We start from the raw sequence: 26,839 nt of genomic DNA on the forward strand, positions 1-26,839 counted from the left end.
TTTTTTGAGATCAAATTATGAAACAAGTATTGTTGACCGGTATTGACGGCTTTACTGGTAAGTATGTCGAAAGTGAGTTGACCTCAAGAGGTTACTCTGTGGTTGGGCTTGTATACCGTGAAGCTAAACCCGGACAGGTCGCTTGCGATCTGACAGATCGTAATGCGGTGGTAGAGTGCCTCAAAGAAGTAAAACCAGACTATATTATCCATCTTGCCGCACTGTCTTTTGTAGGGCACACCGACCAAAAAGCGTTTTATGACGTTAATGTATTTGGTGCGCTGAATCTGTTAGAAGCAGCAAAAGAACTTGAACTAGAACTAAAGAAAGTCGTTTTCGCGAGCAGTGCTAATATTTATGGCAACCCTGAGAATGTGCAGCGTATCTCAGAAAGCGTTTCACCTTCGCCAGTCAATCATTACGCAATGAGCAAATTGGCGATGGAGCATATGGCAAAACTCTGGTTTAGCCAGTACCCAATGATTATTACCAGACCATTTAACTACACCGGTCCTGGTCAAGCTGAGCATTTTTTGATTCCTAAAATTGTGTCTCACTTTCAGAAAAAGGCTTCAGAAATTGAACTGGGCAATACGGATGTGTCCAGAGATTTTAGTGACGTTCGCGATATAGCATTGGCTTATGTTAACCTTATGGAATCCGATGCAGAATCTGAAATTGTGAACTTGTGTTCTGGTCAGGTAACATCATTGCAATCGATTATTTCAATGATGGAAGAGATCGCCGGCTATAAAATTCAGGTTCGAGTTAATCCTGATTTTGTTCGTGATAACGAGATTAAAGTACTGGGTGGCGATAATACTAAGCTCGCATCACTAACTGGTAAAGCTCCCTCAATCAAGATAGAGCAAACTCTGGCCGATATGTATCATGCAAAATAAATTGTTGATCAACGTATCGCCAATTAGAATGCCATTAACGGGTATAGGTTACTATACCCTTAATATTCTTAGTGAATTACTCTCTCGCAATGTGGATGTTGTAGGTATAAGAAATGGTAAATTATTGACTCGAGAATCGCTTTTTGAACTTGTGTCTAACTTTCAATCTACAAGTGCAGATAAACAAAGTTCTGCAAATAGCAAAAAGCGATTATTTGTAGAGTTGTTAAGGTCTATTCCGGGCACTTATCAGTTAAAAAACTATCTACTTTCTCTTCGGGTACAACAAAAGCTAAAAATGGCTGCAAATGAAGGATACGTGTATTTTGAACCCAGTTTTGTTCCGTTTGATTATCCAGGAGTAACAATCACTACGGTACATGACTTGTCTTTTCTATCACACCCAGAGTTTCACCCAGCCACACGAGTTTCCTATTTAACTAACAAAATGCAGGGCTCAATCGCGAAATCTGATCATGTCGTTGTGGACTCTGATTTTATTTTAAATGAGCTTCATACCTATTTTCCTCAGAGTAAAGCCAAGAGTTCGACGTTGTATTTAGGGGTATCTGATGATTTTCAACCGTATGCGAAAGAAGAGTGTGATGAGTTACTTCATTCACTAAACATAAAGCATAATCACTTTATTCTTAGCGTGGCGACATTAGAGCCAAGAAAGAACCTTAGTAAACTTATTGATGCCTATAAACTTTTACCTGACGCAATACGCAACCAATATCCTTTGGTACTGGTTGGTGACCAAGGCTGGAAAAACTCCGAGCTTATGGAAAACGCGAGCGACCTGGTTGAACGTGGGCAAATCATTTTTACTGGTTACGTGGCAGACAATGAGTTAAAGCACTTGTATACATCGGCCGCTACGTTTGTTTATCCGTCTCTCTATGAGGGATTTGGGTTACCGGTTATCGAAGCTATGGCATCTGGGGCACCAGTAATCACCTCTAATGTTGGGGCAACAGCAGAGGTTGCGGCAACGGGTGCTCTTCTTGTGGACCCTTGCAACGAGGTCGCCATCTCTGATGCAATTTTAAAGCTTATTCAATATCCAGAAGACAAAGCGAAATTGGCAGAGAACGGCATACAAAGGGCTTCAGAATTTAAATGGTCTAATACGGTCGAACAACTACTGGAGATAGTGTCGGGTACCGCAAGGAGAGCTTAGGTTCTATTGTTATAATAGAACCTTGTCGTCAGTTTAAGATGATGTGGTAAGTTGGTGGTAGAGCGCTATATAGTTGTCTGCATAGCGTTTTGCAGTAAACTCTTTGTTAAAGCGTTCACGTGCCCGCTGACCTAACCTTTGGCAAAGCTCGTCATCATTGGCTAACTGTTGCATCGCTTGCGCAAATAAGGCGCCATCTGCAGGTGGAACGGTTATGCCCGTTTCTCCATTTTTATTGACGTATGAAGAGCCCGTTCCAATATCGGCACTAACAATGGGCTTACCGAACATCTGCGCCTCTACCAATGAAATCCCAAAGGCTTCAGAGCGTAGGTGTGAAGGGAATACAAAGGCTTTAGAAAGTGTATGAAGCGCGACTTTGTCTTCTTCAGAAATAAAACCGACCATTTTTACGTTAGTTAGTTCATGTTGCTTAATATAGTCTTGTAGAGCTTCTCTTTCTGGACCATCCCCCGCGATAACAACAGGTAAGCCACTAATTTTGGCTGCTTCTACCAGGTACTGTAGCCCTTTATAGTAGCGCAATACGCCAACAAACAAGAAAAAGCCTCGACCAACCCTTTCCTTCCAAGTCGTGACAACACCATCGTCAATCTCTGGATACGTGCTTTCATCAATAGCTAGAGGAATTACGTCAACTTTATTGCGGTGTTTGATCAAGTTTTCACTGGTTTGTGCATACTGGGGAGAACTTGCCACAATTCGGTCAACTCGGGACAGAAAGTATTGCTCAAGAGGTTGGTAGATTTTCTTGAGTAACTTTTGCTTTACGATGTCAGATTGATAGCTAACAAGAGACGGCTTTTTGTAAGCGAATAGACTGAGTAAGTCGCCAGTTGGCCAGGGATATTGGTAGTGGATAATGTCATGCTCTTTACTTAACTGCCGAAAACGTTGTATTAGCTTGAAAGAGAAGCCATTAGAAGAGATTTCTAAATTCTTCTTAATAACGATTATTCGACTACCTTCAAAGTCATACTCTTTATTTTCTGAACCTAAGGTAAGAATAGTATTGCTTATACCTTGTTCACCACTTCCTTTACAAATATAGCGAATAGCCTGCTCTAAGCCACCTTTTGTCTCCGGGTAGCAGGTTCGGTAAACATGTAGTACTTTCATTTTGTTCTCAATTGTTCGGTTGATTCAGCGTTGGGTGTAAACCCTGTTGGAGCATCTAGTAAAATGCGTTTAATACACTCTTCATCAAAATTATGACAACATAAATCCAATTCGTTAATCAGTAATTCCATTTCATTCCAACTTAACATTTCTTCCTTGGCCGTCATGATCTTTTGATGGCCGCTTCCTTCCACATTGTCACCTATCAGTAGCTCCTCATAAAGCTTTTCACCTGGGCGTAAGCCAGTAAATTTAACTGCAATATCGCCCTCTTGTCCACATTCATCAATATGCTCTCGCATGCCCATAAGATGAATCATACGTTTGGCTAAATCCAATATCTTAACGGGTTCTCCCATATCCAGCACAAACACCTGGCCATTGTGCCCCATTGCACTCGCCTGAATCACGAGCTGTGCTGCTTCTGGTATCAACATGAAGTAGCGAATGATATCTGGGTGTGTCACGGTGACGGGGCCACCTTTGCGTATTTGTTCTTTAAATAATGGAACCACGGAGCCAGAGGAGCCTAGCACATTGCCAAAACGCACCATTGTGAATGTTGTTGTGTTTTGCTTGTCCGCAAGTGCTTGCAGTACCAGTTCTGCCATGCGCTTGGTTGCACCCATCACATTGGTGGGTCTTACCGCTTTATCGGTTGAAATTAGCGTAAAGTTTTTTACATTGCAGTTAATCGCTGCTTGGGCGCAATACAACGTGCCGAACACATTATTACGAACCCCTTCTACAATATTGCTCTCAACGAGGGGGACATGTTTGTAAGCGGCGGCATGAAAAATGGTGTCGACGTTATTCGCGAGCATCGTTTTTTCAAGGCGGTTTTGTCGTTGTACAGAGCCTAGCACCGGTACAATTCTCACATTAAGGTTTAGCCGCTGCTTAATAGAAGCAAGCTCTTGGTCTATCTTGTACAAGTTGTATTCATTGAGTTCGAATATAACCAGCGACTGCGGTTTTAGCCTAAGGATCTGGCGACAAAGCTCAGAGCCTATTGAGCCTCCTGCCCCTGTCACCATCACACTCGCACCTGAAATGTTTTGACTCATCAAGGCCATGTCCGGCTCTACGGCTTCACGACCTAAAAGGTCCTCAATATCCAGCTCTTTGACTTCGGTGGATTCTGCTTTACCAAGCGCAATGTCTTCGACAGAAGGAACAGAGAGTATCTCTACTGGCCAGTGCGAGAGCTTTTCTAGCAGTCGTAGTCTTTCACCTTTAGAAATGTTGTTAACCGCAAGCAGCATTTTCTTGGGGCTATATAGGCTATTTAAATCTGAAAATTCAGAGCTTGGGTAAACACGAATACCAAAAAATATTTGGCCAATCTTTTTTGGTTCATCGTCAAGAATCGCCACTGGGTGGTATTCTTCACCTTGAATCAAACTGTAGGTCAGGTCACGTCCAGCTGCGCCAGCACCGTATATAAAGACATTAGATTTCCTGCGCTTGTACATTTGGTAGTATACCGAGCGAATTAAGACTCGAGGCCCTCCTAAGGTGAGTATAGCTAAACCGGCGTAAATAAATGGCACACTGCGTGGAATAAAAGTATGAAAGAAAAAGCCAGACAGCGCCAAAGTGATTGCAGAGAGAAAAACAGCGAGAAAAATATGGCTAAGTGCTGGGAGCATCATATAACGTAGTACGGCACGATACATGCCTAACTTGATAAAGCATCCAATGGTCACGGCAATAGTGCAGAGTAGGGTCAGAGCCTCATCTAAGTTTAGCTCAAAGGTGTACACATTAAGGCGTAATGCTATGGCAAGATATAAAGAAAAAGCAATCGCCACAACATCGTAGGTGATGGTGATGGCTCGTTTTAGCTTTCTATCTGCTGAGAGTAAAAAGTTAAAGGGGATATGAGATAGCATGGTAAACCTAGGCGCAACTGTGATTATGGATACTGAGTTGATAGATATTCAGTTTAGAGGTACTGAGTCTATGCATGTTGTTTTTTGTTTGATTCTACCCTGTGTCGGTGAAACTAGCTAGCTTACCACTACCTTTTAGAACTCGACCTATATTTGGTTCATAGAGGTGATCACATTAAATGAGTCCGGCAGTGGTAGTACTGGCAGCTTTTCGACTCATTTTTTTGCATAATAGCGATAACAACGAGAATGACAATAGAGATAAATGTGAAAAGAATAGCGGTAACAGGGACGACAGGCTTTCTTGGTGGGGCGTTACTTCACGCCTTAAAGGCTGAATTTCACGTCGATGTCGTTTCTATGAAAAGGCGTGCTCTAAGTGATTCTGAGATTGAGTTGGATCTTTCGACCCATTTTCAAGTGGAACAAGCGTTACATGATAAAAAAATAGATGTCTTAGTGCATTGCGCTGCTCGCGCACATATATTGGATGACAAAGCGTCTAACCCACTCGATGAATATCGGAAAATTAATACGCTTGCCACAATACAGTTGGCTGAACAAGCTGCGGCGGCGGGGGTAACGCGATTTGTGTTTATCAGTACCGCCAAGGTTAATGGTGAGTTAAGTCAGCCTAATCATACTTTGACGGAAGTCGTGACTGATACACCGCAAGACCCTTACGCGATGAGTAAATATGAAGCAGAAGTGGCATTGCAACAAATAGCGAAAAAAACTGGAATGGACGTGGTGGTTGTGCGGCCTCCATTAGTTTATGGCGTAGGGGTGAAAGCGAACTTTGCCGCCCTGATGAAGCTTAGCCAAACCTCAATGCCATTGCCTTTTGGCGGCATTAACAATCGTCGAAGCTTAGTCTTTCTTGATAACCTAGTAGACGCAATCATCTGTTGTACTTCGCATCCTCTGGCAGCAAACCAAACTTTTTTAGTGACCGACGATGATGACGTCTCGACCACACAGTTACTGCGCATTTTGGCTCAAGCTTACAATAAGCACATTACGTTGTTATCCATTCCTACAACCTGGTTAACTAGGTTACTTCGAATGTTGGGCAAAAAGAACATGGCCGAGCGGTTATTCGGTTCCCTCCAGTTCGATATTAGCCATATTAAACAGACACTGAAATGGACACCACCATACTCGTTCGAGCAGGGAATACAAAAAACAATAAAGGACAGTAAAACACAATGAACTCACCATTAATCCGCCTTCTAGATGTTGTTTTCGCCATCATGGGTTTATGTCTTTTGTGGCCAGTTATGCTTATCGTGTATTTTATTGGCCGCTTAGACAGCGATTCACCAATATTCAGTCAAACACGAGTAGGTAAGCAGGGTAAGGCGTTTACCTTATACAAATTCCGAACCATGGCTGTGTCAACGGAGTCAGTAGCGACTCATATGGTGGATGCTCAATCCGTGACTAAATTGGGGGGCTTTTTAAGAAAAACTAAACTCGATGAATTACCACAGCTTGTCAATGTTGTGAAAGGGGAAATGAGTTTTGTTGGGCCAAGACCTTGCCTATTTAACCAAACGGAGTTGATTGAAGAAAGACAAAAACACAACGTGGATAGGGTATTACCAGGAATAACAGGGCTTGCTCAGGTGAATGGCATTGATATGTCCGACCCACAAAAGTTAGCCGTAATAGACGCCCAAATGATTAAAGTATTTTCACTCGGCTTATATTTTCGTCTAATTATCGCCACCGCCATAGGTAAAGGGGCTGGGGACCGTATTCAATGAACAACTTTAAGTTATTGCGGCACCACGTATAAAGCGAGAGAAATACAACACAGCCTTCCACACCCTGGAACCCCGCCCATAGAAAAATGGAGAATATAGCGTGATACTGGTCACGTTATAGATGGATGTAATGTAATACGCTCATTTGGGTTATTTTTACATCGGCGCTGACAGAGGTGAGAAAGTTAGCATAAAAAATGGAATTAATTTCCAATAGCTTATCTGTTAATAAGATATTGAATCAAAAGCTTTTTCTCGTCAGGGGGATAGAAGAGCTCACCCGATGTGATATAAGCAACAAATAGGGAGAGCTCTTTCTTACTGCTTGTATCGCGCTTAACGTAAAATGCTAGCGTGAATAAGTCAAAATATTAGAAGACTTTTTGCATGGTTGAAACGCGGGCTGTTGTACCATCTGGGCGCATTTTTCTGCGCGTCAGAACGCCTTCATCCCAATCAGAGCCTGCAGGCATGTAAGACCACTTTACAAAATACTCTTTGCCAGCCGAGCATTCGTTGCCCATTACATAATTATCTTCGTCACAAAAACGCACTGTAGAGTTTAATTCGGTAAGCGTTGCCTTAGCTTCACGGCCGTTTTGGTTAAACCACCAGTAGTCGATATTTGCGATCTCTGCGTAGCTTAATGTTTCTGACATATCCTCTGGCGCAGAGCTACCACAATCTTGTCCTGACACCACTACCTGATTAGCTTGGAAGTCAAAGTTCATCTTCGCGATTTCACCGTTGTCACAGGTCATTTGGTCTACCCATTTGCCAGTAAAGTCGACGTAGCGATCGCCCATTTCTGAGTCTACCTGATAAATAAAGCGGATCTTTTCGCTTACCCCACCAGCATTGCGAACGGAAGGGGCTGTTTTAGCGGTACCTGCGCCTAGGTTAAACTTCTTCTCAAGGACCGTAAGCACACCTGTCACTTCATCAAATGACTGTGAGTAGATGTTGTATTGCATATCACTGCCATCTTTTGGGTCGGAATCATCGTAGATGTCAGTTTCCACCACTTTATTTAAATCCGAGATAGTATTTGCAAAGAAGTGAGGAAGGTAGCTTTTAGTGTCTGTGCCGTCATAGTTTAGAGCTTGCTCTGGTGTTAACTCTTCAGGGTTATTGAGTTTATACAAGTATGGTGAAGTCAAATTGAAACGGCTATTTGTTGCACCAGTACAATCATTAGTCGCAATACAGGTTAGATAACTCGCTGCCGCGTTACTACCTAGTGAGGCGTCCGAAGAAGAGGCCAGTAGTTTAATCGTATCTGCATTAAGCTGATAAATCATTCGGATCGGTTTTCTTACCTTATCAAAATCCGCTTGCTTAAGCGTTTTATCTGCGTGCACATAGAATTCTTTTTTCTCATTACCATCTATATTATCAAAGAGCGTGTGCAGCTGATATTGGTCAATATAGATATCACGTATGATGTTACCAGAACCGCGCTTGAACATCGCAGGCGCAGCATCTGAACCACGATTTAGTGTTGAAAGCGCTGTTTTCATGTGCGCTGTTGCATCGGCTTCAGATACAATATCGCTGTCAGAGATGCCCATGATATTTTTTAAGAAATAGATAATCGTCTCAACATCATCAAGGCTGATGTTTGCTAGTGCTTCAAGTTCTGTTTGACTGATATTACCTGTTAGAGTGGCTGGGAGCGTAAGGTTTTCTGAACTTTCTTTGGTATCGAGAGATTGCAATAAAATTGCAAGGTTGATTGCTCGCTCGTAAGTACCAGCGGCTTCAAATGGGCTGATAACGTCTCGGTTTGAGGCTGCCCCTACTTTTAAGCCACTTTCACCACCGATGAAGAATGTCACGGTATCGGTAGTAGCTGCTTCATACTGACCACCGTTAACGGTAAAACCAGAACCATTTGCTGCCTGGTAATACAAGCCATCGACAGCGGCATCAACAAACGTATTGACTTGTTTTTTGGCAGACGGCGCTGCGCCGCTATCACTGTCACCACCTCCACATCCAGCTAGCCCAAAAGCGACAGCCATTGTCAAACAACTGGTTTTGAATGCCGAAGATCCTTTTTTACTCACAATATAATCCTTCTGATATTTATTTATATTAATAAAGCATATTCCTACCCGTGTAAGTATGCGTGGTGATGATGGCATTTGATTTTATAGAATTCAAATGGTAATTAACCTATCTAATTGATTTTTAATTAATTAATGGCGGCTGGCTTATATTGTGCGTATGATGCATTTGTGGGTGCTATCTGATTTAACTTCCTGTATAACCTTTGTTAACGTTGTGTTTTTGCCTATCGGGCTTTGGGTCTCGTCGAATCGATGATAAAACCGGCCGTTTTACGCCTTACTTAAAAAGAGCGCGCTCTCATCGCGGCTGTTCCAGTGCAATAACCTTGTTATGGATGTCGCCTCACTCGCAAATGCTGAGTTGTCTCGCGCTAAAGCCTTATTCTTTCCTATGCTCTGCAGAGGTTTAGACTTGTAGGATCCGTATGCTATTTATCACCAACCGAATTCCCATCCAATCAGCGCGCTCTAGAAAGCACCGTCCCATTTCGTTTAATGCGCAAAATACCGATATCTCTAAATGGCTTTATTTCTGTGAGCGGCGTGGGAAGGGGGAGTATGTGGAGATATTATCCAGCGCGTTATTCGCTAGGCTGAAAGCGCTCCCTGCCCACACTCAGATCCTATTTTACTTGCATGGCTTTAATAACAACATGGAGCCAGAAGTCTTTGAGCGCAGCGCCAAGTTGCAAGCATTATTAGACGCGCAGCAACCAGGTTTGGCATTCGTCGTGCCGATCATTTGGCCCTGCGATGATGACCATGTTGTCGCGATTGCAGACGATTATTGGGACGACCAAAAAGCCGCCGAGCACTCTGGCGTGGCGTTTGCGCGGTTATTGTATAAGTTTGATAGGTGGCGTCGGGAAACCAGCCAGCAGCAATTTCCGTGTTTAAGGCGAATGAATGTACTGGCGCATTCCATGGGAAACCGGGTGTTGAAAAGTGCCATGACATCGTGGGTGAATGATCAGCGGCTTGGTGGCATGCCCCAGCTGTTTAGAAATGTCTTTATGGTGGCAGCCGATGTGGAGAATCACTGTTTAGAAGCGGGGCAAGATGGTCGTCATATTATTGATTCGGCGAAAAACGTGCTGGTGTTTTATGCCAGTGATGATTTGGCGATGTCGGCGTCTAAAGTGGCGAACTTAAGGCACATGACGGCCTCTCGCCGGTTAGGAATGACAGGCCCTGAGCGGTTAAGTGCGCTGCCAAAAAACGTGTACGAGTTTGACTGTGACGGTTTTAATCAACGCTTTGATTACCCGGCGGGGCATAGCTACTTCTTAACGGACAGCAAGGGCAATGTCAGCCCTATTATTTCAAGTATGGTCAGTGCGATGAAAAACGGGTATGTGGAAGGGGAACGAAGCCTGCGGCTAGATGTGACAGAGCCAGAGCTAGATCCAGTAACCGCGGGTCAGTCATCATAAGGTTATAGACAATATCATAAAGAAGGAGAAGGAATGAGACAGGCGAGCAAATTCGTCACGCTGACGGATCAAGTATGCGTGACGCATCATGGTGGTAAAGCGTCAGTCACGGGATCGTGTCATGAGTTGAAGATAAACGGGCACTCACTGCTGATTGATTGTGGCTTATTTCAAGGTCGCGATGCGGCGAATCGCTCGCTCGATATTGAGTTTAATACCGGCCATATTCAGGCGTTAGTGCTTACTCACGCCCACATTGATCACATAGGCCGGCTACCTTGGTTAGTGGCGGCGGGCTTTCAAGGTCCGATTTATTGCACGCACGCGACGGCGCACTTAGTACCGTTGATGCTAGATGATGGCTTAAAGCTGCAATTAGGCTTAACACGCCAGCAACGAGTGCGCGTTCTAGAGCGAATTAAACGCCAGCTACGGCCAGTGGATTATGCGACCTGGGTGCCGGTAAAAGCTCGGCGACAAGGCACTTTACCTACCTGCGTTTTAGCCCAGCAGGGCACATTTTGGGGAGTGCGTACGCGGAAATAAAGCTGCCTAACCATGAAATAGCGGTATTTTCCGGCGATCTTGGCCCGAAGAACACGCCATTATTGCCCGATCCTCAGCCGCCAAAACGCGCCGATTACCTGTTTATTGAAAGTACCTATGGCCACAAACAGCATGAAAGTGTGCAAGCGCGAAGTGAGCGACTACTTACGGTTATCACCAGGAGTCTACAAAACGGTGGAACCATTATTATTCCGGCATTTAGCGTAGGACGAACCCAAGAATTGTTGTATGACATTGAGTCATTACTGCATCAACGGCAGTTATCTCAGTCACTGCCAATCATCATTGATTCCCCAATGGCAGCCAAAATTACCACGGCGTATCGACAGTATCGAAAATTGTGGACGAGCGAGGCGAAGAATAAGCGCAATGTTGGTCGTTATCCGCTTAATTTTAGTCAGTGCGTCGTGATAGATAACCATAAAGCGCACCGAGCCTTAGTGAATCGCCTTGCGTCTACGGGTGAGCCCGCGATAGTGATTGCTGCGTCGGGCATGTGCATGGGCGGGCGCGTGATGGATTATCTGCAAGCACTGCTGCCCGATGCTCGAACGGATGTGATTTTTACTGGCTACCAAGCCAAAGGAACAGTCGGCCGATCATTACAAGAAGACGTGAATTCGGTGTGGATAGATAACGTGAAAGTGGCCGTGCAAGCCAGTATTCACACGATGTCTGGGTATTCGGCGCACGCTGATCAGCGTGATTTGCTGGACTTTATTATCGGCGGTAAAAGCCACTTAAAGCAGCTGCACCTCATTCATGGTGAAACGCAGGGTAAAGCCGCGCTGGTGGCACATATTACGCCGCATTTAGCGCCTTCAACACGCGTCTTTTGCTAACGTCTGATGGATGACTTTTTGAAGACGTTGCATGGAACTTGGCTATCAGCGATCAGACGATTGAAATGACGCTCGGGACTCTTTGTTGAAATTTAATTAGTACTCAAACCATTATTGCGCCTTTAATGTCAGCGCTGTGTCATGGCGTGGTGGCTTGTTCCCTGATTGCGGTATTGTTTAAAAGGATAATAATGAAAGGCTAAGGATGGTTATTGGATTAAACTCCTTTTAATCAATGCCTTAATATAATGTTAATGCAAAATAATATCTTGTGTGGATAAGGTTTATGCAGTGGAAGTGAATGATGCACCTTGATTATTTAAGGTAAATTACTTAGAGTACTAACCGTTTATTATGATGGCGACACCTTAAAAGGACAAACAATATGGATCCCATACTGGAAGTTAAGGGACTGTACAAAGTGTTTGGAGAAGACACTGACCGCGCATTTTCAATGATCAACGAAGGTGCCGACAAAGACGAAGTATTCGAAAAAACGGGCTTAACCATTGGGGTTAACGACGTTTCTCTCAGCATTAATGAAGGCGAGATTTTTGTTATCATGGGGCTGTCTGGCTCTGGAAAATCGACGCTCGTGCGCCTGCTTAACCGACTCATCGAACCCACTCGTGGCAACGTGCTACTCAAGGGCAAAGACATTGCCCACATCTCTGAAGATGAACTTCGCCAAGTGCGCCGCAACAATATCTCTATGGTGTTTCAAAACTTCGCCCTCATGCCTCACATGACGGTGATTGAAAACGCGGCCTTCGGTTTAGAGCTGGCGGGCATTGAATTAGAAAAACGTCATGAAAGTGCACTGAGTGCGTTAGAACGCGTTGGCTTAGGCGCTTACCCAGAATCGTATCCAGATGAGTTGTCGGGTGGCATGAAACAGCGTGTCGGTCTGGCCAGAGCGCTGGCGTGTGATCCTGATATCTTACTCATGGATGAAGCCTTTTCCGCGTTAGATCCGTTGATTCGTACCGAAATGCAAGATGAGCTGATTCGTCTGCAAAATGACGACAAGCGCACCATTGTGTTTATTTCTCATGACTTGGATGAAGCCATGCGTATTGGTGATCGTATTGCCATTATGCAGCATGGTGAGGTGGTGCAAGTGGGCACACCGGATGAGATTCTAAATAACCCAGCCAATGATTATGTGGAAGCCTTTTTCCGAGGTGTCAATGTGGCTAGCGTACTCACTGCCAAAGACATTGCTCGTAAAAAGCCTGCCGCAGTATTTAAAAAATCTGAACACGACGGTCCGGCTTCGGCTTTGCAAATCCTTATGGATAACGATAGGGATTACGGCATCGTTGTAGAAAAGACCAGCCACTATTCTGGCATTGTGTCTGTTGACTCGTTGCGCCTAGCGCACAAAGAAAACCGTACGTTAGTGAGCGCTCAGCTCGAAACAGGGTTAACCCTTAAGCCGAATCAACCCATTAACGATATTTTGGGTGCAGTCGCGAGCGTGCCGTATTCCGTCCCTGTGGTGGATGAAAACGGCCACTACTTTGGGGTTGTGACCAAATCACGACTGCTTCAGACGTTAGATAAGGGATAAATCATGTCATCAGAAACAAGCAACGATCCGTGGTCACAGCCTGCCAGTCAGCCCGCTGCGGATCCTTGGGGTCAAACGGCGGAGTCTCCGGCAGCGAATGACTGGTTAAGCAGTGAAACGGTGGAAGAAACCGCCTTTGATATCTTGAACCCTTTTGAAGAGGCGGTGCTTCCCGTCGATAACTGGGTTGAATCTGGTTTAAATTGGCTAGTGGAACATGGCCGTCCGGTATTTCAGGCCATTCGCGTGCCGATCGACTTTATTCTTAGTTCATTTGAAACGGCATTAGTGTCTACACCTGCGCCGTTCATGCTGGTGTTATTGTTTTTATTAGCGTGGCAATTTTCTAACTTAAGGTTAGGCCTGGCGACGGCGGTGTCGTTTACCTTTATTGGCTTAATTGGTGCCTGGTCTCAGGCGATGGTGACACTCTCGCTGGTCATGACGTCGGTATTTTTCTGCCTGCTTATTGGCTTGCCCTTAGGGATTTGGTTAGCGCGGAGTGATACCGCGGCTAAGTTTGTACGCCCTATCTTGGACGCGATGCAAACGACCCCAGCCTTTGTTTATCTGGTGCCTATCGTCATGCTGTTTGGCATTGGTAACGTACCGGGTGTGGTCGTGACCATTATTTTTGCGCTGCCACCTGTGGTTCGTTTGACGATTTTAGGTATTCAACAAGTGCCGGAAGAGCTCATCGAAGCGGGTCACTCGTTTGGTGCCAGCAAGAAACAGATGCTTTATCGAATTCAGCTGCCACTCGCGTTGCCAACAATAATGGCAGGCGTGAACCAAACCTTAATGCTGTCGCTGTCTATGGTGGTGATTGCCTCCATGATTGCGGTGGGTGGTTTAGGTCAAATGGTATTACGCGGCATTGGCCGTTTAGATATGGGCTTAGCCGCGGTGGGTGGCCTTGGCATTGTTATTTTAGCGATTTTACTCGACCGCATCACTCAAGTGCTGGGGGTGAATGCAGGCAATACCAAGTTGCGTTGGTATCACACCGGGCCGGCATCGATTGTGTTGAACTTGTTTGCTCAGAAACGTACTCAAAAAACTGAAATTTTGGAGAAATAAAGAAATGAAGACTTCATGGAAGAAAACCTTAGCGGTTGGCGTTGTGTCTGCCTTAGCAGTATCAAGCAACGTTTGGGCTGAAAAGCTACCGGGCGAGGGCGTAACGGTGCAACCGGTACAATCGACAGTAGCCGAGGAGACGTTTCAAACCCTAATTGTTAACCGTGCGCTTGAAGCGCTGGGTTACGAGGTAAAAGACACCAAAGAAGTCGACTACAACGTGGGTTACACCTCGATTGCTAAAGGCGATGCGACGTTTCTAGCGGTGGGTTGGTTCCCGCTTCATGGCGATAAGTACACCAAAGCGGGGGGCGATGAAAAGTTCTACCGTAAAGGCCAGTACATCAGTGGTGCGGCGCAAGGCTACCTCATTGATAAAAAGACGGCTGAGCAATACGGCATTACCAATATTGGTCAGCTAAACGATCCTAAAATTGCTAAGTTATTTGATGCAGACGGTGACGGCAAAGCAGACCTAACGGGTTGTAACCCAGGTTGGGGCTGTGAAATGGTGATTGAAGAGCAGCTAACGGCGTTTAAATTGCGCGATACCGTGAGCCACAATCAAGGTAACTATGCGGCGATCATTGCCGATACAATCTCACGTTATAAGAATGGCGAGCCCGTGCTTTACTTTACGTGGACACCGTATTGGGTAAGTGGTGTATTAGTACCAAATAAAGATGTGGTGTGGCTAGAAGTCCCATTCTCGGCATTACCGGGTGAGCGTAAGGGCGTAGATACCACCTTACCAAATGGCAAAAACTACGGCTTTGAAATGAACGCGATGAACATTATCGCGAATAAAGCGTTTGCTGAGCAAAACCCAGCAGCGGCTAAGCTTTTTGAAATCATTAAACTCAACATCAATGACGTGAGCGCGCAGAATATGATGATGAGTAACGGTAAAAACAGTACTGCGGATATTGAATCGCACGTGAATGGCTGGATTAAAGCCAACCAAGCTCAATTTGATGCATGGGTAGCGGAAGCGAAAAAAGCGGCGCTGTAGTGTCCGATTATATGCGGTAAGAGCTATCAGCGACCGCATATAAAAACGACCACTTAGTAAAAAACCAGTGACGTAAAGTCGCTGGTTTTTTTGTGGACGATTTATAGAACTGGTCTTATTAACCCGTTGTTTATCGTAAGTCGTTTTTTACTCGTGGTGTGTTTGCATTCTATCCTAGCACCTAGGAACCAGCGACCTAAAATCTAGTCCGCCATGGTTCGACGCATGTCGTCAGATTTTTTGAAAAACCAAAAGGATCCTATGCAAAAGAGAAGTGCACAAAGTGAAACTAGGATAATTTGGATATTTTCAGTTGCCAGTAATGAAGCAATCGCGACCATAGCGACGGTCACAACAGCAAGTTCAATGAATCGCCCAACGCTTTTATTTTTGTGACGAAATGATGCATAACGTAGTGTAAGTGCAAACCCCATTGATGATGAACTCCCGATTGTTAGTAACTGCTCACATCCTTGAAGTGGTTTGCTATTAATGATTAATGCTGTAATCAGCGACACTAATAGGATACGGCAGCTAGAATCGATCCATTAATTGGGTTCATCAAAAGTGGAATAAACCTCTAATTTATAGAATTGTCAGTTAGAGGTTGTGCGCAATAACTACTCTCACCAGGTGTTGTGTTTACTATGCTTATGCCTTTGGTTTATTACCAGTGTAGATCAAGATCTTGCCCAGTAGGCACTTCTACTTCTATCGTTTGCCAGCGTTCAATGAGCATTGATACGTCTTGAGCGTTTAAGCGCTTTTGTTTGATTTGGCCTTGCTTTGTCTTGAGCTCAAATACGAACTGGCTGGTAGTTAGCGTTGAGTCATTGTCGATGCTTTTCCAGCATAAGCTAGATGCTTTAATATCCTCTATTGGCCCCCAAACGAGAGCAAATCGGGTGCTGGGGAGTTCTACCCATAACGTTAGAGAGCTGCATTCCATAAATCTTCCTTGATAACAGTCAGTGATGAGACGATGGCTATCGCCTTTGTAGTCGTGCCGGCACGGTATTAGTTGTTCGGTGTGTGATATTTGTTATAGTTGTTGCGTAATTGTTAGTGTGGCATTTTTGACTTTTGTTGTCTAGCGGTGATGAGTAGCCTTGATAAGTTTTAACAAACTCAAAGATGAATGTTGTCATGGAATTATGCTATGTCATTACTCATTGATACTTAATGATGCATATTTACATGGTATTTTGTTATTACGGCGTATGGAAATAGCGTCAGTGAGCGAAAATTGTTTCTGTTGAATAATCACTTAAGGCTCGGTCAGCGTACAGGTATCGCACTTAGCGCAGAAGTTAGGTACAATTTTGAGTCAGAAACATAGTCGCTTTTTCGACTTGAAGTACCTACCTCATTTCTTCAACAAGGTAGGCACTGAATTAATCACAACCAATGTGTAAGATGAAACTATGAAAATTGCTGTTGCAGGAACTGGCTACGTAGGCCTATCAAATGCGATGCTCCTATCTCAAAATCATGAGGTAGTGGCGGTCGATATTAATGAAGAAAAAGTGGCGCTGTTATGTAACGGTCAGTCTCCAATCGTTGATACTGAAATTGAGGCGTTTCTGAAACGTGATGATCTGAATTTTACCGCGACGTTGGATAAAACATTGGCTTACTCGAATGCCGATTATGTCATTGTCGCGACGCCTACGGATTACGACCCACAAACTAACTACTTTAATACCGGTTCCGTAGAAGCGGTGATTAAAGATGTGCTTGCGGTGAACCCAAGCGCGGTTATCGTGATTAAGTCGACGGTGCCTGTTGGGTACACAGTGCGGGTACGCGAAGAACTAGGCACAGAAAACGTCATTTTCTCGCCAGAGTTTTTACGCGAAGGCAGTGCGCTGTTTGATAACTTGAATCCGTCTCGCATCATCATTGGTGAGCGCAGCGAACGCGCGAAAGTCTTTGCTGATCTGCTGGTTGAAGGCGCGCAGAAAGAAAACATCGATGTGCTGTTTACTGACTCCACCGAAGCAGAAGCGGTTAAGCTGTTCTCTAACACTTATCTTGCGATGCGTGTGGCGTATTTTAACGAGCTGGATTCTTACGCAGAAGCGGCAGGCTTAGATACTCGCCAAATCATTGAAGGGGTGGCGTTAGACCCTCGTATTGGCGGGCATTACTGCAATCCTTCGTTTGGTTATGGCGGTTATTGTCTGCCAAAAGACACCAAGCAGCTGCTGGCAAACTACCAAGAAGTGCCAAATAACATTATCGGTGCCATCGTAGACGCTAACCGTACCCGCAAGGATTTTGTCGCGGAATCGATTATGAAGCGTAATCCAAAAGTGGTGGGCGTGTATCGTTTGATCATGAAGTCGGGTTCGGACAATTTCCGCGCGTCGAGCATTCAAGGCATCATGAAGCGTTTAAAAGCCAAAGGCATTGAAGTGATTGTTTACGAGCCGGTGTTAGAAGAAGAGCATTTCTTCCATTCACGTGTGATTCGTGATGTGGCGGCGTTTAAGCAAGAGGCCGATGTCATCATCTCTAACCGCATGCTGCCAGAGCTTGAGGACGTGGCTGATAAGGTTTACACCCGAGATTTGTTTGGTAACGATTAGTTATTGCTACAGAGAATTAGCGACTAGTGTCGTCTGATATAAAAAACGAGAGCAATGTGCTCTCGTTTTTTTTTGCTAATTTTGTCACTTCAGCAAAGGCTGGTAACTTGCTAACGCGTATAGCTAGCTTGGCCGTTTACTCTTCCGTGTCTTTTTCGTCTATCTCTAAATTCACATCAAGCGGCTCTTGAGACAGGATGATGCCCGTGTTATCCGCGTACACATAATCTTCAGGTAGGAAGGTTACTCCGCCAAAGTTGACGGGTACGTCAACCTCGCCAATTTCACTCTGCGCCGCACCTACAGGAATAGACGCCAGGGCTTGTATGCCAAGGTTCATCTCTTCAAGTTCATCGACTTCACGGACGCAGCCATAGACAATGATGCCTTCCCACTCGTTATCTTCCGCCAGCGCCGCAATTTCTGCATCAATGAGCGCTTTACGCAGTGAACCACCGCCATCGATTAATAGGATTCGACCTACGCCATCTTGCTCTAGGATGTCGCGGATCACACCGTTATCCTCAAAACATTTTACCGACGTCACTTGACCAGCAAAGGAGGCACGACCGCCAAAATTGCTGAACATAGGTTCGACCACGTCGACTTGGTCTAGGTAGATATCACATAGTGCTGAAGTACTGTATTCCATGGCGATTCTTCTGTTCAGTTAGCAAAGGGTATGTTTCGAGTATATCGGGTGACTAAGTCAATGCAATGACAAGGCGCAATTAAGTCATCAGAGTTTGAGCTATAACAATTCCAGAAAACAAGATATTAGTGACAAGTGAACATTTTACCACGACCGGCATCATGGGGGCGATCTGAGCAGGCTCAGTGGCACGCCATACGGCACTGGCATGGCGCCCAATAACGATAGCGCTCAGCGCAAAGGGCAGAATCACCCAAAGCGGGGCAGACTGCGAGATTGACTGGGCGATGAGGTACAGGGCAAAGGCGATAATGGCGCTGCTGAGCAGTACGGTATGGTAGCGTTTGGCTCGTTGCGCACCCAAGCGAACAGCAACGGTGCGCTTTCCACATGCGTTATCATTGTCAATATCGCGCATATTATTGACGTTTAACACCGCGACCGCGAGCAACCCACAGCCAATGGCTGGTAGCGCTAGTAATGAGTCGATGTGGCCGGTGTGCAGAAAATAGGTACCAGAAACGCCGAGCAAGCCAAAAAAGATGAAAACAGAGATGTCCCCAAGGCCGACATACCCGTAGGGCTTGTTTCCCACCGTATAAGCAATGGCAGCAATGATGGCCAGTACGCCAAGGGCGATAAAGGCGAGAATGTTTTGCAGTGAATCTAAGGCATGAAAGATGAGCCCAAGACCGGCGAATACCGTAAGCACAATATTAAAGATAATGGCTTTTTTCATTTCTTGCTGCGTCACTTCGCCAGATTGAATGGCACGCATTGGCCCTAAGCGGTTTTCGTTGTCTGTCCCTTTAACGGCGTCGCCATAATCGTTGGCTAAGTTCGATAAGATTTGCAGTAAGGTGGCAGTGATGAGTGCAAGTAAGGCAACACTCCAAGACATGCTGCCTGTTGAAAACGCGAGGGTACTGCCAGTGACGATGGAAACCAAAGCTAAGGGCAGTGTTTTTGGTCGGGCTGCATCGAGCCAGATTTGAACTGATTTATTCATAATTGCTTATTTCTGATACGCGTACAGGGGAGTATACGCAATTTTGGCAGCGCACCAAATTCTCAGTGATAAATAAAAATGAGGTTAACGGTATACCGTTAACCTCACTCCATTTTTTATGCACTTGCAAGAATCTACCTTGGGGGAGATACGTGCGTACGATTGTTGTTGGAGATTAAAGAATGAATCGGCTCAAGTCTTCATCATCAACAAACTCGCCAAGGCGTGAGGTCACGTAAGCGGAATCGATAACGAACTTGGCACCAGATTTCTCCGTCGCATCGAATGAGATCTCATCCATTAGACGTTCCATCACGGTATGCAGTCGACGAGCACCAATGTTCTCGGTCGTTTCATTGACTTTCCACGCCGCATCAGCAATCTGTTGAATGCCGTCTTCGGTAAAGGAGACGTCAACGTCCTCTGTCTTCATTAACGCGGTGTATTGCTCGGTTAACGACGCTTTTGGCTCGGTAAGAATGCGTTTAAAGTCGTTGCTGCTCAGTGCTTCAAGCTCGACACGAATCGGTAAGCGGCCTTGCAGCTCAGGGATTAGGTCTGATGGCTTCGCCACTTGGAAGGCGCCTGAGGTGATAAATAGGATATGGTCCGTTTTTACCATGCCGTGTTTGGTTGACACTGTACTGCCTTCAATCAGTGGAAGCAGGTCTCGTTGCACCCCTTCACGTGACACGTCAGGGCCTGAAGCTTCGCCGCGCTTACAGATTTTGTCGATCTCATCGATAAAGACAATACCATTGTTTTCAACGTTATAGATGGATTGCTCTTTCAGCTCTTCTTGATTAACCAGTTTCGCGGCTTCTTCTTCAGTGAGTGCTTTGAAGGCATCTTTGATCTTCAGCTTGCGCTTTTTCGTAGTATCGCCGCCTAAGTTCTGGAACATGCTTTGCAACTGGTTGGTCATTTCTTCCATACCAGGAGGCGCCATGATTTCTACGCCCATTTGCGAGGCGGCGACATCAATTTCAATTTCTTTGTCGTCTAGCTTACCTTCGCGCAGTTTTTTACGGAACGTTTGGCGAGTATTGGAAGCCGTGTTGTCTTGTTGTTCATTCTGGCCCCAAGCATCGCGTGCTGGTGGCAGTAGGGCGTCAAGAATGCGCTCTTCAGCTTGCTCTTCAGCGCGGAATGTCACCTTTTCCATTGCCTGCTGATGAGTCATCTTAATGGCCACATCGGTCAGATCACGAATGATGGTTTCGACTTCCTTACCCACGTAACCCACCTCAGTGAATTTCGTGGCTTCGACTTTGATAAAAGGCGCGTTGGCTAATTTTGCAAGACGGCGAGCAATTTCGGTTTTACCGACACCGGTAGGACCGATCATCAGAATGTTTTTTGGAGATACTTCAACACGCAGACTTTCTTCAAGCTGCATACGACGCCAGCGGTTACGTAGTGCAATCGCCACTGAGCGCTTTGCGTTATCTTGGCCAATAATATGGCGGTTAAGTTCGTGAACAATTTCACGAGGGGTCATTTCAGACATCATTATTCCTTACAAAGATTGGACACTATTTTTGTTTTTATGGCGTTACTTTTCGCCGCTTTCTAGTTCTTCAATAGTGTGGTTGTGGTTAGTGAATACGCAAATGTCACCGGCGATTTTGAGTGACTTCTCTGCGATTTCGCGAGCATCAAGATCGGTGTTTTCAAGCAGAGCCATCGCTGAGGCTTGCGCAAAGTTACCACCAGAGCCGATGGCAATAAGGTCATTTTCTGGCTGAACCACATCACCATTACCAGTAATGATCAGAGACGCCGTTTCATCGGCAACCGCCAGTAACGCTTCTAATTTACGTAATGCGCGGTCGCTACGCCAATCTTTAGCCAGTTCTACAGCGGCCTTGGTGAGGTGGCCTTGGTGCATTTTCAGCTTGCTTTCAAAGCGCTCAAATAGTGTGAAGGCATCCGCAGTGCTGCCAGCAAAGCCTGCAAGGACTTTATCGTTGTAGAGGCGGCGAACTTTACGGGCATTGCCTTTCATTACAGTATTGCCAAGGGACACTTGCCCATCACCAGCAATTACAACTTTGTTATTTCGACGTACAGATACAATAGTAGTCACGGTGTATGCCTCATAAATTTTAGATTTTATTTCCAGTATGAAATGGATATGCGGACGAGCGAAAAGAATTTCAAGGGAAGAGGTGGGGTTATTGGAAAAGCGGTTCTATGGTTCTATGGACCTGTGGCCCTTCTATAGGTGTGATTTATGGTGTGTAACGGCTGGCTTTTTCATTAAGAGCGATAGCTCTGTTTTATGACATCCCTCCAGCAGAGGAGGGATGCTCTGATTAGGTTTTTTAGCTCATCATGGTTTACAGTTCAAACCGTAGTGTGATTGGTTAGAACCATAGAACCATAGAACCATAGAACCATAGAACTATTGCGTTTCTTTCCAAATCGCACACGGCTCTATCTTAGCGCGTTGTAATTTGTGCTTATCTCGCTCGGCATCGCGTTTGAGCTTGTATGGTCCAAGAACCACGCGGTACCAGCTGCTGTTTTCTTTCTTTCTAATTTTACTTGAGAGGCCTTGGAAGGCGATGTCCAGTTTACGAGCGTCAGCTTGTGCCATGGTTTTATACGCGCCGCACTGCATGATGTAAGGGATAGCAGAGACAACTTGCTCTTTTGCTTTTACTTCCACTTCACGTTTTGGCAGGGTCTCAACATAGTCCCACTTCTCTTCTGGAGGCGGCGGGATAGGCTTAGCCTGCTTTGCTTTAGGCTTGCTGACTGTTTTCGCTGGTGGTGTCGGCTTTGCTGGCTCTGGGTCTTGATTGAGCAGATATAAGCCGTAGCCAAATCCGCACGTCAAAATGATGGCAAGCAGTCCGCTACGCCATGGCTTTTTACCTGTTGGTTTCTTTTTTGCAGGACGACGGCCAGTATTCGCACCTTTGCCTCGTCTAACGTAATCTCGGTTTGCCACTGATGACACTTCTAATGTTGAAGTAAATAACTGACCTCATGGTAAATACCACGAGGTCAACTTGCAAGTCAGCAAAGGGTTGGTTAGATGATTCTTGGAGGAGCCGCACTGTCGCGTATCACAAGTTCGGTATCCAGTAGGCGAGACCCAGCTCTAACGTCTACACCTTGCAGTACTTCTAGCATGGTATACATGGCTTGACGGCCAATTTCATACCTAGGCTGTGAAATGGTCGTCAGTGGTGGATCGCAGTATTGAGCGAATTGAATATCATCAAAGCCGACAAAGGACAAATCTTGCGGAACGCGCAAGCCAAGTTTTTTGGCCTCTTGCATCGCGCCAATGGCCATAATGTCGTTGTGGCAGAAAATAGCGGTGGGTGGCTCGGGTAGCGCTAATAACGTCCGAACAGACTTAGCCCCCGCTTCAAAGGTAAAGTCACCTTTGGCAGTGTAAGAAGGGTTCATCGGGATACCTGCACGACGCAGCGCCTGCTGGTAACCTTGCTGTCGGAAGCGACACAAAAATGCGGTGTCGGGTCCGGATATTTGTGCGATACGCTTGTGACCCAATTGCGATAAGTAGTTCACTGCCTCAAAAGCAGACGTCAGGTTATCGATATGAACGGTAGGCAACTCCAGTTCAGGCGCAAATTCGCACGCCATCACAATGGGAGGGAGGTTTTTTTGCTCTGGCTTACTAATGTCAAACGGAAGATCCGTTCCGAGCAATAGCATGCCATCAGCTTGCTTGGTGAACACCAAATTAACAAAGGAGTTTTCGCGTTTTTGCGATTGTCCACTGTCGCCCAATAGCACTAAATAGCCATGCTCGATTGCTGCATCTTCAATACCACGGATGATCTCTGAAAAATACGGATCGCAGATGTCAGGTACAATAGTGACGATGGTTTTCGATTCGTTACGACGCAGGTTTCGAGCTAGGGAGTTTGGTGAATATCCAGCTTCTAATACCGCCTCTTCCACTCGTTTTCTCGTGCTGGATGAGACCTTTTCAGGGTTCATTAATGCACGTGAAACGGTGGCGGTAGAAACCCCTGCAAGCTGGGCAACATCCTTCATTGTCGCCATACAATACTTTCCTCATGTTTTGCTAATTTAATGAAATACCTATTTCACTGATTGCTTTTCAGTGCACTTTTTGGCGGTTTTCGCCACACTTTGCTATTTAAGTTATCTTTCTTGTTATGCCATTTTACTGAGTTTTTAATCAACGAATCGTCGTCAATTAATCAGGATGGCTAGGATAAACAAAGCGAATAAACAGGTCTTGATTATCATGACGCATTAATGGAAATTATTCATTTCCAAACAAAAAGTTACGGTCCATTTAACAGAAATTGCATCATAGTTGTGAAGTATATCACATCTGAAGCGGATGATATTTCTATAAGTAAACGTTTGCGATGGTCTAGCTAAGGTCTTGTGGCTCGATATCCATCGACCAGCGCACTTTTTTCGCCAATGGTAATTGAGTGATCACCGGCTTCGCACTGGAAATGATTTTTTGCATCACGCTACGTGACGGTACCTGCAAAATCAGTTGCCACCGTGACTTACCTGCTCGTTTGGCGATAGGGGCTGGGGTTGGACCCAGTACCAGGCAGCTATTATCAAACAGTGGATGCGCTTCCAAGGAGTAGCGAACCTGACGTAGAAACGTCTCCACATCTGCGGGGTTATTGGCTTCACAACGGATTAACGTGAGGAAGCTAAATGGAGGCAGCTGTGCCAGTTTTCTTTCTTGCAGAACGGTATCGGCAAAGTGTCGATAGTCCTTGTTGAGTAATGACTGCAGTAAAGGGTGATCGGGGTGGTGGGTCTGCAGTAAGACTTCCCCCGGTTTACTCGCTCGTCCGGCTCGGCCTGCGACTTGAATAAATAACTGAGCTAAGCGCTCTGACGCGCGAAAGTCGCTGCTATAAAGAGACCCATCCACATCAAGTAAAGCAACGAGTGTGACATTGGGGAAGTGGTGTCCTTTCGCCAGCATTTGCGTACCAATTAGTATTTGGTATTCGTTTTTCTTTATCGCATCTAGCGCTGCTTCAAGGCTGCCTTTTCGGCGCGTACTGTCTCTATCAATTCGAATGGTTTTGTATTCAGGAAACAACTCGCCGAGTTGAGATTCCAATTGTTCAGTGCCTACACCTACAGTGACCAGTTGATGTGAGCCGCAGCCTTGGCATTGGTGGATAACGGGGTGTTGGGAGCCGCAATGATGACAACGAATTTCATTACTGGCCTGATGATAGGTGTAATAGGCATCACAGCGCTTACATTCGGCGATCCAGCCACACTCGTGACACATTAACGCTGGGCTGAAGCCTCGTCTATTGAGAAACAGCATCACTTGATTGCCTGCGTTTAAATGGCGACGCAATTGCGCAATTAACGGGGCTGAAAGCCCACTCTCTAAATACTGACCTTTTACATCAATGACTTTATTGGTGGTGGGGACCGCAAGTCCTGCTCGCTGACTCAATATTAAGTGGTGGTATTTACCACTTAACGCGTTTTGCAGCGTTTCCAATGACGGAGTCGCAGAGCCAAGAATAATCGGAATCTGTGCTTTGTTAGCACGCATAACCGCCACATCGCGGGCGTGGTAGCGTAGGCTGTCCTGCTGCTTATAAGAGGTGTCATGTTCTTCATCAACAATAATGATACCCAGATCAGCAAAGGGCGTGAGTAATGCCGAGCGTGTGCCGATGACAATACCCGCGACTTTATCTCTTGCGCTGAGCCAAGCGTTTAAGCGTTCAGTATCATTAAGCCCTGAATGGATGACTTCTACGGGCACATTAAAACGTTTACGAAAGCGATTAATTGTTTGTGGCGTTAAGCCAATTTCTGGCACCAGTACGAGAGCTTGTTGTCCTCGCTCAAGTACGGGCTTGATCATATTTAGATAGACTTCGGTTTTACCAGAGCCTGTCACGCCTTCTAGTAAGTAGCAGCCAAAGTCGGTTTGGCTATTCACTGAAGCAATCGCGATGGCTTGCTCTTCATTGAGTCGAAGATCGGGCGGAGTATTGGTTAAGTCGCTCGGCCATTGCAGCGTGGGTGCCTGTTTTTCATGAGCGCGGACCCAGCCTTTCTCATCAAGGGTTTTTAACACCGTGCTACCGATGTCATTATCTAATAGCGCTTGATGCGAACAGGGCCCATTTTCTAGAAAATGCATCGCTTTGGCTTGTTTCACCGCTCGACCAAAGCCATGCATTAATTGATTTTTGCCCGCTTCCGTTAATTGCCACTCAACGGTGGTGGCAAATTCCGCGGGTTTGCCTTTTCTCAGTGCCGCTGGTAGAGCGTTGTGTAACGTATCGCCTAATGGGTGCTGATAATAAAGGCTGCACCAAGTGATGAGTTCATATAAAGGCTGTGACCAAATAGGACGGCTATCAAGGGCGGCTTTTATCGGCTTGAGTTGATCAATGGGAAAGTCCGATTGATGACTGAACTGAGTCACGATACCGACGAGTGTTTGACGTCCAAACGGCACAGATACGCGTCCTCCCACCACTGGAAAGAGGTGAGTAGGAACAATGTAGTCGAACTGTTTATCTAGTGGCACGGGCAGTGCAACACGAGCAACGTTTGGGCGCATAGTAAAATCGGTATTGATAAAATAGAGGACTATTCTACCTAGCTATGTTGGGTTCGATAAACAGTTAATTGAATAAACTGAATGACGCCACCTAAAGGTGGTGAAAAAAGTGGCAATTTTAGTTGATTCAATCTCGACTATTCATTACTATACTGCGCCTTGATGGTATGGCTTATTTGCACCTTTGAGTGTAAAAAGCGGTAACACAGGTATTTTTTTCACTACGTGTGGTGTCCGGCAAAGATTCGGATAGCGACACGGCCTAAATTTGAGGTTTCCCATGAAAGTTGGTATCCACCCAGAATACAAAGCTGTAACAGCAACTTGTTCTTGCGGCAATACATTTGAGTTCAACTCTACGCTAGCGAAAGATTCAATTCACCTAGACGTATGTGACAAATGTCACCCATTCTACACTGGTAAGCAACGTATCGTTGATACTGGTGGTCGTGTTGATCGCTTCAACAAGCGTTTCGGCGCACTATCTAGCAAGTAATGATATTACTTACGTAGATATAAAAAGGGCG

Annotated in this window: 22 protein-coding genes and 1 pseudogene; 11 read left to right on the top strand and 12 right to left on the bottom strand. The window is 45.5% G+C overall.

Annotation, left to right across the window (positions count from 1 at the left end; all coding sequences use genetic code 11):
* The first annotated feature begins 17 nt into the window (after nt 1-17).
* Nucleotides 18-902 carry a GDP-mannose 4,6-dehydratase gene (locus MD535_RS19320; protein ID WP_265676706.1) on the top strand — a complete coding sequence of 295 codons (885 nt, stop codon included), beginning with the start codon at nt 18-20 and terminating at the stop codon, nt 900-902.
* Nucleotides 892-2,085 (top strand): glycosyltransferase family 4 protein, encoded by a 1,194-nt coding sequence (locus MD535_RS19325; RefSeq protein ID WP_265676707.1) that lies wholly within the window; start codon nt 892-894, stop codon nt 2,083-2,085. The genes MD535_RS19320 and MD535_RS19325 overlap by 11 nt, the downstream gene beginning before the upstream one ends.
* Nucleotides 2,086-2,118: 33 nt before the next feature.
* On the opposite strand, the gene MD535_RS19330 is transcribed toward MD535_RS19325, so the two are convergent.
* Entirely contained in the window at nt 2,119-3,225 is a 1,107-nt protein-coding gene (locus MD535_RS19330) for a glycosyltransferase family 4 protein (protein WP_265676708.1), read from the bottom strand.
* The gene (locus MD535_RS19335) at nt 3,222-5,120 is read right to left on the bottom strand and encodes a polysaccharide biosynthesis protein (RefSeq protein ID WP_265676709.1); all 1,899 of its coding nucleotides are present in this window, start codon (nt 5,118-5,120) and stop codon (nt 3,222-3,224) included. The genes MD535_RS19330 and MD535_RS19335 overlap by 4 nt, the downstream gene beginning before the upstream one ends.
* A 267-nt stretch (nt 5,121-5,387) precedes the next feature.
* On the opposite strand from MD535_RS19335, the gene MD535_RS19340 reads away from it, so the two are divergent.
* Nucleotides 5,388-6,332 (top strand): NAD-dependent epimerase/dehydratase family protein, encoded by a 945-nt coding sequence (locus tag MD535_RS19340; RefSeq protein ID WP_265676710.1) that lies wholly within the window; start codon nt 5,388-5,390, stop codon nt 6,330-6,332.
* Nucleotides 6,329-6,889 (top strand): sugar transferase, encoded by a 561-nt coding sequence (locus MD535_RS19345; RefSeq protein ID WP_265676711.1) that lies wholly within the window; start codon nt 6,329-6,331, stop codon nt 6,887-6,889. Before MD535_RS19340 ends, MD535_RS19345 begins: the two co-directional genes overlap by 4 nt.
* 371 nt (nt 6,890-7,260) lie before the next feature.
* Here the strand turns inward: MD535_RS19345 and MD535_RS19350 are convergent, their stop codons facing one another.
* Nucleotides 7,261-8,958, bottom strand: a complete 1,698-nt coding sequence (locus MD535_RS19350; RefSeq protein WP_265676712.1) for a hypothetical protein — start codon at nt 8,956-8,958, stop codon at nt 7,261-7,263.
* Between the two features lie 428 nt (nt 8,959-9,386).
* Here MD535_RS19350 and MD535_RS19355 point away from each other — a divergent pair, with 428 nt between their 5' ends.
* From MD535_RS19355 to proX, 5 genes and pseudogenes are all read left to right on the top strand, one after another.
* Nucleotides 9,387-10,394, top strand: coding sequence for an alpha/beta hydrolase (locus MD535_RS19355; protein ID WP_265676713.1), 1,008 nt, complete (start codon nt 9,387-9,389; stop codon nt 10,392-10,394).
* A gap of 33 nt (nt 10,395-10,427) precedes the next feature.
* A pseudogene (locus MD535_RS19360) lies at nt 10,428-11,803 on the top strand (MBL fold metallo-hydrolase).
* A gap of 385 nt (nt 11,804-12,188) precedes the next feature.
* Entirely contained in the window at nt 12,189-13,376 is a 1,188-nt protein-coding gene (gene proV / locus MD535_RS19365; RefSeq protein WP_265676714.1) for a glycine betaine/L-proline ABC transporter ATP-binding protein ProV, read from the top strand.
* 3 nt (nt 13,377-13,379) lie between these two features.
* Nucleotides 13,380-14,456 (top strand): glycine betaine/L-proline ABC transporter permease ProW, encoded by a 1,077-nt coding sequence (gene proW, locus MD535_RS19370; RefSeq protein ID WP_265676715.1) that lies wholly within the window; start codon nt 13,380-13,382, stop codon nt 14,454-14,456.
* Nucleotides 14,457-14,460: 4 nt separating this feature from the next.
* On the top strand, nt 14,461-15,468 hold the full coding sequence (gene proX, locus MD535_RS19375; protein WP_265676716.1) for a glycine betaine/L-proline ABC transporter substrate-binding protein ProX: 1,008 nt from the start codon (nt 14,461-14,463) through the stop codon (nt 15,466-15,468).
* Between the two features lie 203 nt (nt 15,469-15,671).
* Here the strand turns inward: proX and MD535_RS19380 are convergent, their stop codons facing one another.
* Nucleotides 15,672-15,902, bottom strand: a complete 231-nt coding sequence (locus MD535_RS19380) for a hypothetical protein (RefSeq protein ID WP_265676717.1) — start codon at nt 15,900-15,902, stop codon at nt 15,672-15,674.
* 233 nt (nt 15,903-16,135) lie between these two features.
* Nucleotides 16,136-16,417, bottom strand: a complete 282-nt coding sequence (locus tag MD535_RS19385) for a hypothetical protein (RefSeq protein WP_265676718.1) — start codon at nt 16,415-16,417, stop codon at nt 16,136-16,138.
* Between the two features lie 475 nt (nt 16,418-16,892).
* On the opposite strand from MD535_RS19385, the gene MD535_RS19390 reads away from it, so the two are divergent.
* Nucleotides 16,893-18,059, top strand: coding sequence for a nucleotide sugar dehydrogenase (locus tag MD535_RS19390; protein ID WP_265676719.1), 1,167 nt, complete (start codon nt 16,893-16,895; stop codon nt 18,057-18,059).
* A gap of 136 nt (nt 18,060-18,195) precedes the next feature.
* On the opposite strand, the gene rraA is transcribed toward MD535_RS19390, so the two are convergent.
* The 7 genes from rraA to priA all read right to left on the bottom strand — a co-directional run bounded on the left by rraA (nt 18,196) and on the right by priA (nt 26,312).
* Nucleotides 18,196-18,711 (bottom strand): ribonuclease E activity regulator RraA, encoded by a 516-nt coding sequence (gene rraA, locus MD535_RS19395; protein ID WP_265676720.1) that lies wholly within the window; start codon nt 18,709-18,711, stop codon nt 18,196-18,198.
* A 79-nt stretch (nt 18,712-18,790) separates the two neighbouring features.
* Nucleotides 18,791-19,720, bottom strand: a complete 930-nt coding sequence (locus MD535_RS19400) for a 1,4-dihydroxy-2-naphthoate polyprenyltransferase (RefSeq protein WP_265676721.1) — start codon at nt 19,718-19,720, stop codon at nt 18,791-18,793.
* Between the two features lie 175 nt (nt 19,721-19,895).
* A complete protein-coding gene (gene hslU / locus MD535_RS19405) occupies nt 19,896-21,230 on the bottom strand; it encodes an HslU--HslV peptidase ATPase subunit (RefSeq protein WP_265676722.1) in 1,335 nt (444 codons plus the stop codon).
* A 45-nt stretch (nt 21,231-21,275) separates the two neighbouring features.
* On the bottom strand, nt 21,276-21,809 hold the full coding sequence (hslV, locus tag MD535_RS19410) for an ATP-dependent protease subunit HslV (protein WP_265676723.1): 534 nt from the start codon (nt 21,807-21,809) through the stop codon (nt 21,276-21,278).
* Nucleotides 21,810-22,127: 318 nt separating this feature from the next.
* Nucleotides 22,128-22,679, bottom strand: a complete 552-nt coding sequence (locus MD535_RS19415; RefSeq protein ID WP_265676724.1) for an SPOR domain-containing protein — start codon at nt 22,677-22,679, stop codon at nt 22,128-22,130.
* A gap of 83 nt (nt 22,680-22,762) precedes the next feature.
* Nucleotides 22,763-23,770, bottom strand: coding sequence for a DNA-binding transcriptional regulator CytR (gene cytR, locus MD535_RS19420; protein ID WP_265676725.1), 1,008 nt, complete (start codon nt 23,768-23,770; stop codon nt 22,763-22,765).
* A 340-nt stretch (nt 23,771-24,110) separates the two neighbouring features.
* Nucleotides 24,111-26,312 (bottom strand): primosomal protein N', encoded by a 2,202-nt coding sequence (priA, locus tag MD535_RS19425; RefSeq protein ID WP_265676726.1) that lies wholly within the window; start codon nt 26,310-26,312, stop codon nt 24,111-24,113.
* 280 nt (nt 26,313-26,592) lie between these two features.
* Between priA and rpmE the strand changes: the two genes are divergently transcribed.
* Nucleotides 26,593-26,808 carry a 50S ribosomal protein L31 gene (gene rpmE / locus MD535_RS19430; RefSeq protein ID WP_265676727.1) on the top strand — a complete coding sequence of 72 codons (216 nt, stop codon included), beginning with the start codon at nt 26,593-26,595 and terminating at the stop codon, nt 26,806-26,808.
* Nucleotides 26,809-26,839: the final 31 nt, after the last annotated feature.

The organism is Vibrio qingdaonensis, from assembly GCF_026191675.1.
Taxonomy (GTDB): Bacteria; Pseudomonadota; Gammaproteobacteria; order Enterobacterales; family Vibrionaceae; genus Vibrio; species Vibrio qingdaonensis.

Bases quoted from the DNA above. Each gene is read 5' to 3' on its own strand.
- MD535_RS19320 (WP_265676706.1), top strand. From the start codon at position 18: ATGAAACAAGTATTGTTGACCGGTATTGACGGCTTTACTGGTAAGTAT.
- MD535_RS19325 (WP_265676707.1), top strand. From the start codon at position 892: ATGCAAAATAAATTGTTGATCAACGTATCGCCAATTAGAATGCCATTA.
- MD535_RS19330 (WP_265676708.1), bottom strand. From the start codon at position 3,225: ATGAAAGTACTACATGTTTACCGAACCTGCTACCCGGAGACAAAAGGT.
- MD535_RS19335 (WP_265676709.1), bottom strand. From the start codon at position 5,120: ATGCTATCTCATATCCCCTTTAACTTTTTACTCTCAGCAGATAGAAAG.
- MD535_RS19345 (WP_265676711.1), top strand. From the start codon at position 6,329: ATGAACTCACCATTAATCCGCCTTCTAGATGTTGTTTTCGCCATCATG.
- MD535_RS19355 (WP_265676713.1), top strand. From the start codon at position 9,387: ATGCTATTTATCACCAACCGAATTCCCATCCAATCAGCGCGCTCTAGA.
- proV (WP_265676714.1), top strand. From the start codon at position 12,189: ATGGATCCCATACTGGAAGTTAAGGGACTGTACAAAGTGTTTGGAGAA.
- proW (WP_265676715.1), top strand. From the start codon at position 13,380: ATGTCATCAGAAACAAGCAACGATCCGTGGTCACAGCCTGCCAGTCAG.
- proX (WP_265676716.1), top strand. From the start codon at position 14,461: ATGAAGACTTCATGGAAGAAAACCTTAGCGGTTGGCGTTGTGTCTGCC.
- MD535_RS19380 (WP_265676717.1), bottom strand. From the start codon at position 15,902: ATGGGGTTTGCACTTACACTACGTTATGCATCATTTCGTCACAAAAAT.
- MD535_RS19385 (WP_265676718.1), bottom strand. From the start codon at position 16,417: ATGGAATGCAGCTCTCTAACGTTATGGGTAGAACTCCCCAGCACCCGA.
- MD535_RS19390 (WP_265676719.1), top strand. From the start codon at position 16,893: ATGAAAATTGCTGTTGCAGGAACTGGCTACGTAGGCCTATCAAATGCG.
- rraA (WP_265676720.1), bottom strand. From the start codon at position 18,711: ATGGAATACAGTACTTCAGCACTATGTGATATCTACCTAGACCAAGTC.
- MD535_RS19400 (WP_265676721.1), bottom strand. From the start codon at position 19,720: ATGAATAAATCAGTTCAAATCTGGCTCGATGCAGCCCGACCAAAAACA.
- hslU (WP_265676722.1), bottom strand. From the start codon at position 21,230: ATGTCTGAAATGACCCCTCGTGAAATTGTTCACGAACTTAACCGCCAT.
- cytR (WP_265676725.1), bottom strand. From the start codon at position 23,770: ATGGCGACAATGAAGGATGTTGCCCAGCTTGCAGGGGTTTCTACCGCC.
- priA (WP_265676726.1), bottom strand. From the start codon at position 26,312: ATGCGCCCAAACGTTGCTCGTGTTGCACTGCCCGTGCCACTAGATAAA.
- rpmE (WP_265676727.1), top strand. From the start codon at position 26,593: ATGAAAGTTGGTATCCACCCAGAATACAAAGCTGTAACAGCAACTTGT.